13 protein-coding genes and 1 pseudogene are annotated in these 11,702 nt (G+C 62.7%); 7 read left to right on the plus strand and 7 right to left on the minus strand.

What is annotated here, in order from left to right; translation table 11 throughout:
- The first annotated feature begins 152 nt into the window (after positions 1 to 152).
- Positions 153 to 1,796 carry an ABC1 kinase family protein gene (locus AC3RCP_RS12715; RefSeq protein WP_007925038.1) on the plus strand — a complete coding sequence of 548 codons (1,644 nt, stop codon included), beginning with the start codon at positions 153 to 155 and terminating at the stop codon, positions 1,794 to 1,796.
- Between the two features lie 98 nt (positions 1,797 to 1,894).
- Here AC3RCP_RS12715 and AC3RCP_RS12720 read toward each other — a convergent pair whose 3' ends face one another.
- Positions 1,895 to 2,251, minus strand: a complete 357-nt coding sequence (locus tag AC3RCP_RS12720) for a DUF6572 domain-containing protein (protein WP_009043303.1) — start codon at positions 2,249 to 2,251, stop codon at positions 1,895 to 1,897.
- 199 nt (positions 2,252 to 2,450) lie between these two features.
- Positions 2,451 to 3,122, minus strand: a pseudogene (locus tag AC3RCP_RS12725) (S-type pyocin domain-containing protein); the annotation flags it as partial.
- Positions 3,123 to 3,391: 269 nt separating this feature from the next.
- On the opposite strand from AC3RCP_RS12725, the gene AC3RCP_RS12730 reads away from it, so the two are divergent.
- Entirely contained in the window at positions 3,392 to 3,730 is a 339-nt protein-coding gene (locus tag AC3RCP_RS12730; RefSeq protein WP_101337541.1) for an FKBP-type peptidyl-prolyl cis-trans isomerase, read from the plus strand.
- Positions 3,731 to 3,857: 127 nt separating this feature from the next.
- On the opposite strand, the gene AC3RCP_RS12735 is transcribed toward AC3RCP_RS12730, so the two are convergent.
- Complete coding sequence (locus AC3RCP_RS12735) at positions 3,858 to 4,097, minus strand: pyocin S6 family toxin immunity protein (RefSeq protein ID WP_053260664.1); 240 nt, start codon at positions 4,095 to 4,097, stop codon at positions 3,858 to 3,860.
- Between the two features lie 8 nt (positions 4,098 to 4,105).
- Entirely contained in the window at positions 4,106 to 5,224 is a 1,119-nt protein-coding gene (locus tag AC3RCP_RS12740) for a colicin E3/pyocin S6 family cytotoxin (protein WP_492569802.1), read from the minus strand.
- A gap of 2 nt (positions 5,225 to 5,226) precedes the next feature.
- On the opposite strand from AC3RCP_RS12740, the gene AC3RCP_RS12745 reads away from it, so the two are divergent.
- From AC3RCP_RS12745 to dmeF, 3 genes are all read left to right on the plus strand, one after another.
- On the plus strand, positions 5,227 to 5,514 hold the full coding sequence (locus AC3RCP_RS12745; protein WP_101337543.1) for an FKBP-type peptidyl-prolyl cis-trans isomerase: 288 nt from the start codon (positions 5,227 to 5,229) through the stop codon (positions 5,512 to 5,514).
- A gap of 218 nt (positions 5,515 to 5,732) precedes the next feature.
- Positions 5,733 to 6,005 carry a metal/formaldehyde-sensitive transcriptional repressor gene (locus tag AC3RCP_RS12750; RefSeq protein WP_037034484.1) on the plus strand — a complete coding sequence of 91 codons (273 nt, stop codon included), beginning with the start codon at positions 5,733 to 5,735 and terminating at the stop codon, positions 6,003 to 6,005.
- A 14-nt stretch (positions 6,006 to 6,019) separates the two neighbouring features.
- On the plus strand, positions 6,020 to 6,970 hold the full coding sequence (dmeF, locus tag AC3RCP_RS12755; protein ID WP_007925048.1) for a CDF family Co(II)/Ni(II) efflux transporter DmeF: 951 nt from the start codon (positions 6,020 to 6,022) through the stop codon (positions 6,968 to 6,970).
- 2 nt (positions 6,971 to 6,972) lie between these two features.
- Here the strand turns inward: dmeF and AC3RCP_RS12760 are convergent, their stop codons facing one another.
- The 3 genes from AC3RCP_RS12760 to AC3RCP_RS12770 all read right to left on the minus strand — a co-directional run bounded on the left by AC3RCP_RS12760 (position 6,973) and on the right by AC3RCP_RS12770 (position 9,670).
- Positions 6,973 to 7,947 (minus strand): alpha/beta fold hydrolase, encoded by a 975-nt coding sequence (locus AC3RCP_RS12760; RefSeq protein ID WP_101339414.1) that lies wholly within the window; start codon positions 7,945 to 7,947, stop codon positions 6,973 to 6,975.
- A 233-nt stretch (positions 7,948 to 8,180) separates the two neighbouring features.
- Positions 8,181 to 8,528, minus strand: coding sequence for an antibiotic biosynthesis monooxygenase family protein (locus AC3RCP_RS12765; protein WP_492569805.1), 348 nt, complete (start codon positions 8,526 to 8,528; stop codon positions 8,181 to 8,183).
- The gene (locus tag AC3RCP_RS12770) at positions 8,528 to 9,670 is read right to left on the minus strand and encodes a cytochrome P450 (RefSeq protein WP_101337545.1); all 1,143 of its coding nucleotides are present in this window, start codon (positions 9,668 to 9,670) and stop codon (positions 8,528 to 8,530) included. Before AC3RCP_RS12770 ends, AC3RCP_RS12765 begins: the two co-directional genes overlap by 1 nt.
- A gap of 81 nt (positions 9,671 to 9,751) precedes the next feature.
- Here AC3RCP_RS12770 and AC3RCP_RS12775 point away from each other — a divergent pair, with 81 nt between their 5' ends.
- Together AC3RCP_RS12775 and AC3RCP_RS12780 are read left to right on the plus strand one after the other, a co-directional pair.
- Entirely contained in the window at positions 9,752 to 10,525 is a 774-nt protein-coding gene (locus tag AC3RCP_RS12775) for an ArsR/SmtB family transcription factor (RefSeq protein ID WP_101337546.1), read from the plus strand.
- A 71-nt stretch (positions 10,526 to 10,596) separates the two neighbouring features.
- The gene (locus tag AC3RCP_RS12780) at positions 10,597 to 11,094 is read left to right on the plus strand and encodes a P-loop nucleotide/nucleoside kinase family protein (RefSeq protein WP_492569807.1); all 498 of its coding nucleotides are present in this window, start codon (positions 10,597 to 10,599) and stop codon (positions 11,092 to 11,094) included.
- Positions 11,095 to 11,702: the final 608 nt, after the last annotated feature.

Below are 11,702 nucleotides of genomic sequence, written 5' to 3' on the forward strand. Positions count from 1 at the left end.
TCGGCGCCAGCGCGTTGTGAATGATTGCCGGCTGCTGTGGTCGGACCTTGCATGGCGTGTCGTCGATCCCGGAGTCCGCGGCAGGCGCGCCACCCAACCCTGGGCCCGCCAGCCACGCCGCGGGCGTCACCTTGTGAAGGATCATCCCGACCATGCTCGAACCCACCTGGACGGCACTCAAACACCATAAGCGGGTGCACCAGATTGTCGCCGTGCTGGCGGCCTTCGGTGCCCAGGACGTTTTGCTGCGCCTGGGCCTGGGGCGCCTGCTGGGCGAGTCGCCAGCCGCTGGTGAAGCGCTGCCGCAGGACTCGACGCCGCAGCGGGTGCGCCTGGCCCTGGAAAAGCTCGGGCCGACCTTTATCAAGCTCGGGCAGATCCTCGCCAGCCGCAGCGACATCCTGCCGCCGCACTGGATCAGCGAGCTGGAGGCGTTGCACAGCAGTGCCGCGACCTTGCCCTGGAGCGAGCTGGAAGATCAGGTGCGCGACGACCTGGGCTGCGAGCTGGACCAGGTGTTCGCCGAGTTCGACAGCGAGCCCCTGGCCGCGGCCTCCATCGCCCAGGTTTATCGCGCGCGCCTGCTCAGTGGCGAGGCGGTGGTGGTCAAGGTCCAGCGCCCCGGCCTGCGGCGCAAGATGAGCGCCGACCTGCAATTGCTGGAAGGCGTGGCGATGCTGGTGGAAGAGAACGCCACCCTGGCCCATTACCAGCCACGGCAGATGGTCCGGCAACTGGCCCGGGCGATGCTCGAAGAACTGGACTTCACCCAGGAGGGGCAGCACTGCGACGCAGTGGCGGCGAATTTCGCCGAGCATCCGCAGATCGCCATTGCGCGTATCCACTGGCTGCACAGCAGCGAGCGCCTGCTGGTCCAGGAATTTCTGCCCAGTCACACGCCGCTGGAACGCCAGGCCCTGATCGAGCAGGGCCTGGACCCGAGCCTGCTGGCGCAGCGCGGGGCCCAGGCGTTCATCAAGATGCTGCTGGAGGACGGCCTGTTCCACGGCGACCCGCACCCCGGCAACCTGCGGGCCATGGACGACAATCGGGTCGGCTTCATCGACTTCGGCATGGTCGGGCGCCTCGACGAACGCCGGCGCCTGGAGGTCATGAGCTTCATGCGGGCCATGACCGAAGGCAGTACCGAAGCGCTGGTGGCGGTGCTGATCGACTGGAGCGGCGAGCAGGTGCGCGACCTGTCCGCCATCGAACAGGCCGCCCGGGAGTTCATGGGCCGACACGGCGGCAAGGCGCTGAACATGAGTGCGATGATCGAGGACTTCCTCGGCCTGATGCGCGAATACCAACTGTTGTTGCCGGCCGACCTGCTGGTGCTGTTCAAGGCGCTGATCACTGCCGATGGCGTACTCACCCGGCTCGACCCGCAACTGGACCTGATAGCCACCGCGCGCCCGGCCATCAGCAAGATGCTCAAGCAGCAGTTCAGCTGGAAACTCGCCCGCCGCCTGGGCCTCGACGGCCTGGAACTGGGCCGCGGCGTCGCCGTCGAACTGCCGCAACTGACCCGCCTGCTGATCAACCGCCTGAAACATGGCGTGGTCGACCTGCGCCTCGACATGCCGGGCATCGAGCGCCTGGAAAAATCCCTGCGCCTGGCCTCCACCCGTTTGTCCCTGGCCCTGCTGATCAGCGCGCTGCTGATCGCCTTCGGCCCGCAGATCGCCGCGGCCGGCCCGGCCTGGCAGGGGTTGTCGGTGGTGGGCTGGCTGGCGGTAGTGGCGACTGTGGGTGGGGTGGTGGCGTTTGTCTGGAGTTTGTTCAAGCGGTCTTGAGGGGGGAGTGGGGGATCAGGGCTTTGCCAGATCCCATTGGCACTCTTTCAACCGATCGACATTGGTGCCGCTGTCTTTCATTTGGGCGTGGCCCTTGTTCACATGTTGCGTATTTTTTCATCCGCTTTAAGGATGAACTCTAGCCCGATACCAACGTCTTTCAGCACCTCGGTAACGCGGTCAATGAAGAGTTCGCCTTGTTCTGGTAGTTCGTACAGACCGTTGATACGAATGATGGGGGCTTTGTCTTTGGATGGTGGATAGCTCTCTAGGATTTCACCGCTTTCGATGAACGCGATGTAAGTGTTGATCTTCTCTTGCAGCAATAATAGGTGTTCACCTTGTTGGGTTTTATCACCCCATTCAAGGTGGTCCGTGATAACCAGAATCACGTTATCGGGTTCCCACTCTGGCACTGCAATAATATCTACGACTTTCGTGTCTACGATGGACATGTCTGTTCCCTCAGAGGGCCGGGTCAGGTCGGATGATTTCGACTCTGGTGGGTGGAATAGTGGTGCCTCCGGGGAAGCCGGGTTTACCTTTGCCTACAACGGTCGCACCGGTTTTCTCAATTTCCGGGAAAGCCTTTTTCTGGTTTTTGGTCAATGGTGCGATTTCAGAAGATTTGCATTCAACACATGAGATTTCGCCAGCCTCGAACCGGGTAACAGGGATCATTTCCCAGTCGCTGCGCTTCTCAGTGTTGTATCCATAGCCTTTCAGCGTGCCGTCAGCCTGCTGTTCTATGTGCAACCGGACACGTGTGCGGCCTTCCTTGAGCGCTTTGAGCTGTTCGGGTGTGTACAGGCTGCTGTCGCCCAAGCTCGATGGCCAGAGCAATGCGGCTATGCCCGCCAATCCACCTGCAATAACACCCGTGGTAAAAAACGTGGTACCCGCACTCGCGCCTGTTGCCGCAGTACCCGTGCTGATTCCAGCACCGGCTCCAGTGCCAACCCCTGTAGCAGTACCAGCAGTAGCAGCCACTCCACCTAATAGAAGTGTTCCAAGTGCAGCAGGTAACGCGTGACCACTGATTTGCTGGAGAGGGATTTTCCCTGTTGCATCCGCTTCGCGTCCGCCCAGCAAAACGAGCTGCCCGTATTCGCTGATGGCATCGGTGGGAATGGCGGAGCTGGCGTAGTTGATGACCCCATCAGGGAGCTTGCAGGGTTTGGTAAAAGTGCACCCAGCTGTCTGGGGCTTGGCTTCTGCCTTCGGTGGCAGGTCCGGGTATTGCGCCCAGCGTTGGGCGCCCAGATCGACGGGCTCTACCCCCTTGTTGCGATAGCCCTTCGGGGCGTTCGGTGCGTAGCCACCCATCCGCGTTTGCGTCCACATTGTCCATAAAGAAGCCCCCGTCGGAGGGGGAGCGAAGAGCATTCGCAGTTGGCTTAGGGACGCTATCGGATTTGGCTATGGAGGGTCTGTAGGGACAATCTGAAAGATGGTGGCTGGGCCAGGAGGCATCGATAATGTGCTCTGCCTCAGCCCCCTCCAGGAGCATGCCTTACAGGTCGCGAGGGCGAAAATTTGCTATTTTCCGCACCTTCGGTAGCCACTGCCGGCTGCCGTCAATAGAGAGTGAGTGGATGAGCGATTCGTTGCAGGTGATCGATATCGAAGTGGGCGAGGGCAAGGCGGTGGTCAAGGGCGCTTTGATCACCACCCAGTACCGCGGTTTCCTGGAAGACGGCACGCCCTTCGATTCGTCCTGGGAGCGCGGCAAGCCGTTCCAGTGCGTGATTGGCACCGGACGGGTAATTAAAGGCTGGGACCAGGGCCTGATGGGCATGCAGGTCGGCGGTAAGCGCAAGCTCTTGGTGCCGGCGCACCTGGGTTATGGCGAGCGGTCGATGGGCAAGATCCCGCCGAGCTCCAATCTGGTGTTCGAGATCGAGCTGCTGGAAGTCCTGACCCGCGACGATTGATTTCGCCCATCGCCCAGGCCGGGGCTCTGCCTGACCTGGGCGCGTTACGCTTTCTGGTCTGAAAACTCACGCTCTTGTAAACGTGTATCGATTCTCTGGCGCGCGGGTGGGGCTAGAAAATATGTCCCTATGTTTCAACGCCAATGTACAGTTTCAAATCAGTTGGGAGTGTTTGCCCTATGATTTCTGATAGTGCTGTTATTTGCTCATTGGTTAGCAGCCATTCGCCTTCCGCCATGGCGTTAAGGCTGGTATGGCCGAGAGTTTCTACAATTTGCTTGTTATAGATGCTGTCTACATCAAGCTCATATTTGAGCGAGTCATCTTCTGTGCTGTTGAGCAAAAAGCCGGTAATACACAAGTACATAAGTACCTCTATCTTTCTACTGTTCGACCGGGTTTGGCAGGCTTGGTCTGCTCACCCGTTTCAGGGGCGAATTCGCCAAGATGCTTCCCTTGTTTATCGTATATTTCGACCGCGCCATGCTGGCTGTCCCACTCATAAATACGGCCTTTACGATCCTTCCAGCGTTTACGCATTGCCCCCCCGCCCTGAACCCTGGTTTTAGAATCCGCTCTTACCGCGTCAGGAAAAGCTGTCAGGTTTTTAGGTGGTGGATAATAGCTATGGTCTCCCGGAACGCTCAGCGAAATATAAATCGGCTGAACATCGGTGCTGGGAAACCAGATAATCGCGTCTTGGTAGTCGGGCGGATGCACTGGGTTGAGCAGTATCTTATCGGCCTGCTCAGTGGGAGGGTAAACCCACACAGGTGGTAGTTGCGGGGCACCTTCCAGAGCAGGAATACCTAGGGCACTGTCAGGGCTCGCCGCTGGCGTCCAAGTGAGTCCAATCCCGTTACCGATGTCTGCGACGTAGTTTTCGCCGTCCTTCTTAGCTTCGATGACTGGAACATTTTCCCAGTCCGTTTTACCGCCTGTGTAGAACCCATAAGCGCTAACGGAGCCGTCCGGCAAGGTCTTTACATTGACTCGCACACGAGTGCGGCCAGCATCAAGCGTGGCGTATTGCTCCTTCTTATAGAAAGCACTGTCAGGTGAAATGTTGGTGTTTGGTATCAACAGGGCAATTGTGCCCCCAACAGCGCCAGCCGCGACGGTTCCGGCACTTTCTAGCAGTGTGAGTAAAAGTGATCCGCCAAGACGTTTGGCAATGGCGCTGCCAGCGGCAGACCCGCCCACCAATTGAAGAGAGGCGCCTTGCGCTGTGATTGCAGTCCCGGTAGCTAATACAGCCCATAGCCCGTAATCAGCCAGCTTCTCAACAGGCACAAATCCGGCCGGGTTCTTGTGATCGATCACACCGTCAGGCAGGTTGCAACTTTTGGCAAAGACACAACCCATGGTGGCAGGCTTGTCTTGTGTCTTCGGTGGCAGGTCCGGGTATTGCGCCCAGCGTTGGGCGCCAAGATCGACGGGTTCCACACCCTTGTTGCGATAGCCCTTCGGGGCGTTCGGTACGTAGCCACTCATCCGTGTTCGCGTCCACATTGTCCATAAAGAAAGCCCCCGTCAGAGGGGAGCGAAGAGCATTTGCAGTTGGCTTAGGGACGCTAGTGGATTCGGTTATGGAGGTCTGTAGGGACAATCTGAAAAATGGTGGCTGGGACCAGGGCCTGATGGGCATGCAGGTCGGCGGCAAGCGCAAGCTGCTGGTGCCGGCGCACCTGGGTTATGGCGAGCGGTCGATGGGCAAGATCCCGCCGAACGCCAATCTGGTGTTCGAGATCGAGCTGCTGGAAGTCCTGACCCGCGACGATTGATCCCGCGTACTGGCCAGGTCGAGGCGCTGTCTGATCTGGCTGCCTTCACGGTCCTCTTCGGTAAATCCCTCCTTGAAATCGTGTCTCCGTGCTTCGCCTGGCGGGGCTGGGCCGTGGGTGATCGACATGCAGTGGCGGACGACCGGTGTCATCAAGCCCTTGCGTGGGCCCGTGGCATTGGCCAGGATAAGCGTCATATAGGTATAGGGGGTATGGGTATGTCGCACACGCACGCACAGAAAGACGATCTGCTCAAACGGGTCCGGCGCATCCAGGGCCAGATGCAGGCCGTGGAGCGGGCCCTGGAGTCCGGCGCGGAGTGCGCCAAGACCCTGCACCTGGTGGCGGCCACCCGGGGCGCGATCAACGGCCTGATGGGGGAAATCATCGAGGCCCATGCCCTGGAGCATGTGGCCCATCCTGAACTCAGCGATGCCGAACGGGCCAAGGGCGTGAACGAACTGCTCGCAGCCATTCGCCGTTATTCCTGACCGGAGGCCACACCATGCGCCCGACCTTGCCCGCGGCAGGCTTGACCCACGACCACCACTTCCTCGGTGCCGCCCACGATGAAAACGCCCGTCGCACGCTGTGGGTGGTGGTGCTGACCTTCGTCATGATGATTGGTGAAATCGCCGCCGGTTATCTCACCGGTTCCATGGCCTTGCTCGCCGATGGTTTCCATATGGCGACCCACGCCGGGGCCCTGGGCATCGCGGCGGCGGCCTACGGTTTCGCCCGGCGCAATGCCGACAATGCACGCTTCAGTTTCGGCACCGGCAAGGTCGGCGACCTGGCGGGGTTCGCCTCGGCGCTGATCCTCGGCCTGGTGGCCATCGGCATTGCCGGCGAGTCGTTGCTGCGGCTGTTGCAGCCGACCCAGGTGGCCTTCACCGAGGCGACCGTGATCGCCGTGGCCGGGCTGCTGGTGAACATCGTCAGTGCCTTGCTGCTTTCCGGCGGTCACGCCCATCACGGCCACGTTCATCAGCAGGCTCATGAGCATCCGCACGAGCATTCACACGGGCACGGCCATCACCACGACAACAACCTGCGCTCGGCCTACGTCCATGTGCTGGCCGATGCCCTGACCTCGGTCCTGGCCATCGCCGCGTTGCTGGCGGGGCGTTACCTGGGGTGGGTCTGGCTCGACCCGGTGATGGGCATCGTTGGCGCGGTGGTGATCGCCCGTTGGGCGTATAGCCTGATGAAGTCCAGCGCGGCGGTGCTGCTCGACACCACGGACGAACAACTGGCCGGCGAGATTCGCCAGTCGGTGGAAGCCGCCGGCGATGCGCGTATCACCGACCTGCATGTGTGGCAGGTCGGCCCGCAGGCGCGGGCGGCGATTGTCAGTGTGGTGGCGGCCGCTGGTGTCAGCGCCGAAACCATCCGCCAGCGCCTGGCGCCGGTCCACGAACTGTCGCACCTCACCCTCGAATATCGCAGCCTGTAACGCTAGGCCCCTGTCTGCACCGTAGGCGGGCAGGGGTAGTTTCTCCCAAGAAAGTCCAGCAGCCGCAGATTGACCTCTGCGGCCTTTTCACTCTGGATCCAGTGCCCGCAATCCGCCAGTCGATGCTGTTCCAGGCGCGGCACCTTGCCGGGCATGCGCTCCATCGTGCGGGCTTCCAGCTGGCCCACCGGGTCGCGGTCGCCGATCATGAACAGGGTGGGTTGGCTCACCTGGCATTCGCCCAGGTGTTCGGTCCGTTGCCAGTTGCGCTCGAAGTTGCGGTACCAGTTCAAGGCGCCGCGAAAACCTCGCCCTGCAAAGGTGCGCCGGTACACCGCAAAATCCTCCGGCGTGCACCAGGCGGGCGGTGCGTGACGCGCAGGCATGCCCTCGAACAGCTGGGCCGACGGGCTTTTTTCATCCAGCAGGTGTTCGCAGTCGTGCATGAAATGCAGCAGGCTGCGGTCGATGTCGGCGTCCAGTTCCCGCTCGGCGATGCCGGGTTCCTGGAAGTACAGGATGTAGTTGAAACGCTCGGCGAACAGCTCGCGCATGATCTCCACGGCCGGGCGTTTCGGGCGGCCGGCGAACGGCACCGACAGGGTCACCAGGGCCTTGACCCGCTGCGGCTCCAGCAGCGCCAGGTGCCAGGCCACCACCGCGCCCCAGTCGTGACCGACGATGCAGGCCTGCTCCTGGCCCAGGGCATCCATCGCCTGCTGGATATCGGCGCACAGGGTCAGCACGTCATAGGCCGCCACCTCCTCGGGGGCGCTGCTGTCGCCGTAGCCGCGCATCTGCGGGATCAGCACCCGGTAGCCGGCGGCCGTCAGCGGCGCGACCTGCCGGCGCCACGAATACCAGCACTCGGGAAACCCATGCAGCAGCCACACCGGCGGGCCGTCCAGCGGGCCGGCGGCATGCAGGTGCAATTCGATGCCATTGAGCTTCAGGGCATGTTGGGTGATCTGGCTCATGAGCTTGTCCTCCGAGGTCCAGGCCTGACCCTGGGCTCTGTACGAAAAGTGGCTGCGCTCGGCCATGCTGCGTTAAAAACAGGCTCGGAATGCTCATGTAGGCCCCTACACTCCGCTTCCTCGCCTGTTTTTGCCTTGCCTGACCTTCGCTCGCCGACTTTTCGTACAGACCCTAGCAGAAGCCCGATGACCCTCTGAGCACCATTCATTGTTCGAATAGGCGCCCAGCAGTGTTACCCGGCATGGGCCCGGCGGTTGTCCGCCGGCGCCTGCTCGCGCCGGGTCAGCCCGTAGTCGCGCGCCACCTCGGCGACCCGCAGCCGGTAGTCGGCGAACACCTCGGTCCGCCCCAGGGCCTGGGCCGTGCGATGGCGTTCCAGGGTGCGCCAGGCTTCCACCGCTTGCTCGTCGCGCCAGAACGACAGGGACAGCAGCTTGTCCGGCTCGCTCAGGCTCTGGAAACGTTCGATGGAAATGAAGCCGTCGATCTCCAGCAGCAGCGGTTTTAGCGCGGCGGCGATGTCCAGGTAACGCTGGCGATGTTCCGGGCGGGGCAGGGCTTCGAATATCACGGCGATCATCAGTGCGACTCCGGCAGGCTAGTGAACAAGGGGATGCGCCCGTTGAGCGAGGGTTTGTAAGTCCAGGTTATGGGCTGGTCGAGGGTCGATTGCCGCAGCAGCGCACCGACCACCGCGCTGGCGATGGCCAGGGCCAACTCTTGGCCGGGGCATTGGTGGCGACCGCTGCCAAAGCTGAAACTGCGCCGCGCCTCGCGTTCGAGCAGCAGGCGATCCGGCTGCGGGTTCAACTGCGGGTCGCGATTGGCCGAGGCCAGCAGCAACAGCACCACTGCGCCGGGCTCCAGCGTCACCCCGGCGACGCTGCAAGGGGCGGCGACGAAGCGCCGGGTGTTCTGCACCGGCGGATCGTGGCGCTGCACTTCGGCCAACAGGTCGGCGACCCGCTCAGGGGCCGCCCGCAGGTCCGCGAGCAACCGGCGATCGCCCAGCAGGGCGCAGAGGGTATTGCCGATCAGCCCGGCGCTGGCTTCGAAGGTCTGGGACAACAGGCCGATCAGGTTGGCGATCAGGCTGTCGCGATCTTGAGCGTCGAAGCCTGCGACGATCCGTTGCAATAGCGGGCTGACGGGCGGCTGATCGAGCAGAACCTCAAAGCGTCGAGTCAGCTGTCCGGCTGCCCGGTGGGCGGTATCCCGTTGTGCCCGGTCGCTGGCTGGCGACAGGCAGGCGACAAAGTCCCGGGTCAGCCCGGCAATTGCAGGCAACTGATGCGCGGCAAAGCCCAGCAGCCCGGCGACCACCGCCACCGGCAGGTGGAACTGGCAGTCATGCAGCCTGGCCGCGGTATCGCTTGGCAGGCCCAGCAGCAGGGCGGCGACCCGCTGGCTGACTTCCTCGGCATGCACCTGTTGCAGGCCCGGCTCGATGGCGGCCCGGGGGCAACGCTGGCGCTCACCGTCGTTCATCCGCATCAGGTGGCCGAATACTTGACCGGCGGCGCCGTCGACTATCGCCCGCGGCACTGGCTCGTGCGCAGGACGTACCCGACACTCGGGATGGGCCAGCACCGCGGCCACCGCTGCGGCGCTGCTGGCCAGCCACATCCCCAGTCCGGGGTCGAAGGCCAGCCCGCCCCGGGCCCGCAGGCTGGCGTAGTAAGGGTAGGGATCGACGTGGGTGACGGCGGTGATCGGGTCCATGATGGGCGGCCTTATTCGCGGGGGAGAAGTGTTGCTACTATCGGCAACCTGCGAGGGGCACGATTCGTTCGGGAGCGAAATATGAATGCACAGCAGCACGACAACGCCGTATCCCAGGTCGCCGCGGCCATTGCCGAGCCGGCGCGGACGAAAATGCTCTGCGCGCTGATGGACGGCCACGCGCGCACCAGCACCGAGCTGGCGGCGATCGCCGATGTCAGCGCCTCCACCGCCAGCGCGCACCTGGGCAAGCTCAAGGAACTGGCCCTGGTGCGCCTGCATGTGCAGGGCCGCCATCGTTACTACAGCCTCGCCGACAAGCGCGTGGCCCAGGCCCTGGAAGCGCTGATGGTGATCGGCCGCAACGCCACACCCGCGTTCAGCCCACGCACTCCGGACCGCCTGCAGTTCGCCCGCACCTGCTACGACCATATGGCCGGCACCCTGGCGGTGCAGCTGCATGACCGCCTGCTCGAGGCCGGCTGGTTGCAGGCGCCGCAGGAGGGCGCCCAGGAGTACGTTCTGAGCCCGGCCGGCGAAGGGTTTTTTGTTGGGCTGGGCATCGATGTGCAAGCTCTGGCCAGCCTGCGCCGGCGCTTTGCCTGCCCGTGCCTGGACTGGAGCATGCGCCGCCCGCACCTGGGCGGGGCGCTGGGGGCGGCGTTGTTGCAGGAGGCGATCCGGCGCAAATGGCTGACCCAGGACCTGGACAGCCGGGCGCTGGGCTTGACCGCCCTGGGGCGCAAGGAGATCGCCAGTCGGTTCGACGTCCAGCTCGAAGAACCGGACAGCCCGGCCCGGCGTGTCGGGAACACTGCCAAACCGGGGCGGCCGGCCGTTACCCAGGCTTCATAGGCCGGTCCACAAACCCATGGCTGGCGTTGTCGTCAGCCTCCGAATGCATCGCTTTGCCTGGAGTTCTGCCTATGCTCATCGTCTTCAGTGGCCTGCCCGGCAGCGGCAAGACCACCATCGCCCGGGCCCTGGCCAGCCATCTGCGGGCCACCTACCTGCGCATCGACAACATCGAGCAGGCACTGCGCAACGGCGGGCTGGCGGAAGTCGGCAAGGCCGGGTACGACATCGCCAATGCCCTGGCCCGCAGCAACCTGGCCCTGGGCAACCGGGTGGTGGCCGATTGCGTCAATCCGGTCGCCGAGAGCCGCCAGGCCTGGCAGGGCATCGCCAAGGCCGAGCAGAGCCCGTTGCTCAACATCGAGGTGGTCTGCACGGACCTCGCCGAGCACCGGCGCCGGGTGGAAAACCGTGAGGCGGATGTGCCCGGGTTGCGCTCACCCAGCTGGCAGTCGGTGCTCGATCACGATTACCAGGCCTGGAGCGGCGAGCGCTTGACGCTGGACAGTTCGCTGTTGTCGCCGGCGGAGGCGGTGCGGATCATCGTCGGACACCTGGAAACCTTGTAGTACCTGACCCACCGCGGCGCCTGGATCGCCAGCAAGCTGGCTCCTACACATTTTACGCTGTGTGCGAGTAGCTATTTATCCGCGAACCCCTGTAGGAGCGAGCTTGCTCGCGATGGCGGCGTGCCTGATTCACCGTGGTGCCTGCATCGCGAGCAAGCTGCGCTCCTACAGGTTCGGTGGTGGGGGTAGGGTGGCGATAAATCCTGGCTGATTGCACTGAATCAATAAAAAGTGGAATGAAGACTTTGGCGGATAACGTCGGCGAACGTTATTCCTTCGGGCGCGAACCGTGCACAGTCGGAAATGCCCGGTTCAATCCTGTCCGACACTTTTACAAACTAGCGCTGGCGAAAAGCTGAAATTGCGCCAATAGTTGGCGCTATTGGGTGTTTCGTTCGCCGTTGGTGCGTTTTCCGGACCGCTAATGGTGCGCTGTTCTTTCTCTCGGCAGGCCGCGTCAACTCTTGCTTTGTGCAAAGCGATAACAGCTGCTTTGCCAAAAATCCCCGTGTCAGGGCAAAAAAACCTTCCTCGACAGTTTCTGCACTTTTTTCGTTCGCGCCAGTGTTGTGCAAAGCCGTTCAGGCGGCTTTCCGGATAAAACGTTT

The organism is Pseudomonas sp. GW822-FHT05A08, from assembly GCF_058800485.1.

What these genes read in the sequence shown, in the direction of transcription:
- AC3RCP_RS12715 (WP_007925038.1), top strand. Translation starts at nt 153, where the DNA reads ATGCTCGAACCCACCTGGACGGCACTCAAACACCATAAGCGGGTGCAC.
- AC3RCP_RS12720 (WP_009043303.1), bottom strand. Translation starts at nt 2,251, where the DNA reads ATGTCCATCGTAGACACGAAAGTCGTAGATATTATTGCAGTGCCAGAG.
- AC3RCP_RS12730 (WP_101337541.1), top strand. Translation starts at nt 3,392, where the DNA reads ATGAGCGATTCGTTGCAGGTGATCGATATCGAAGTGGGCGAGGGCAAG.
- AC3RCP_RS12735 (WP_053260664.1), bottom strand. Translation starts at nt 4,097, where the DNA reads ATGTACTTGTGTATTACCGGCTTTTTGCTCAACAGCACAGAAGATGAC.
- AC3RCP_RS12740 (WP_492569802.1), bottom strand. Translation starts at nt 5,224, where the DNA reads ATGAGTGGCTACGTACCGAACGCCCCGAAGGGCTATCGCAACAAGGGT.
- AC3RCP_RS12750 (WP_037034484.1), top strand. Translation starts at nt 5,733, where the DNA reads ATGTCGCACACGCACGCACAGAAAGACGATCTGCTCAAACGGGTCCGG.
- dmeF (WP_007925048.1), top strand. Translation starts at nt 6,020, where the DNA reads ATGCGCCCGACCTTGCCCGCGGCAGGCTTGACCCACGACCACCACTTC.
- AC3RCP_RS12760 (WP_101339414.1), bottom strand. Translation starts at nt 7,947, where the DNA reads ATGAGCCAGATCACCCAACATGCCCTGAAGCTCAATGGCATCGAATTG.
- AC3RCP_RS12765 (WP_492569805.1), bottom strand. Translation starts at nt 8,528, where the DNA reads ATGATCGCCGTGATATTCGAAGCCCTGCCCCGCCCGGAACATCGCCAG.
- AC3RCP_RS12770 (WP_101337545.1), bottom strand. Translation starts at nt 9,670, where the DNA reads ATGGACCCGATCACCGCCGTCACCCACGTCGATCCCTACCCTTACTAC.
- AC3RCP_RS12775 (WP_101337546.1), top strand. Translation starts at nt 9,752, where the DNA reads ATGAATGCACAGCAGCACGACAACGCCGTATCCCAGGTCGCCGCGGCC.
- AC3RCP_RS12780 (WP_492569807.1), top strand. Translation starts at nt 10,597, where the DNA reads ATGCTCATCGTCTTCAGTGGCCTGCCCGGCAGCGGCAAGACCACCATC.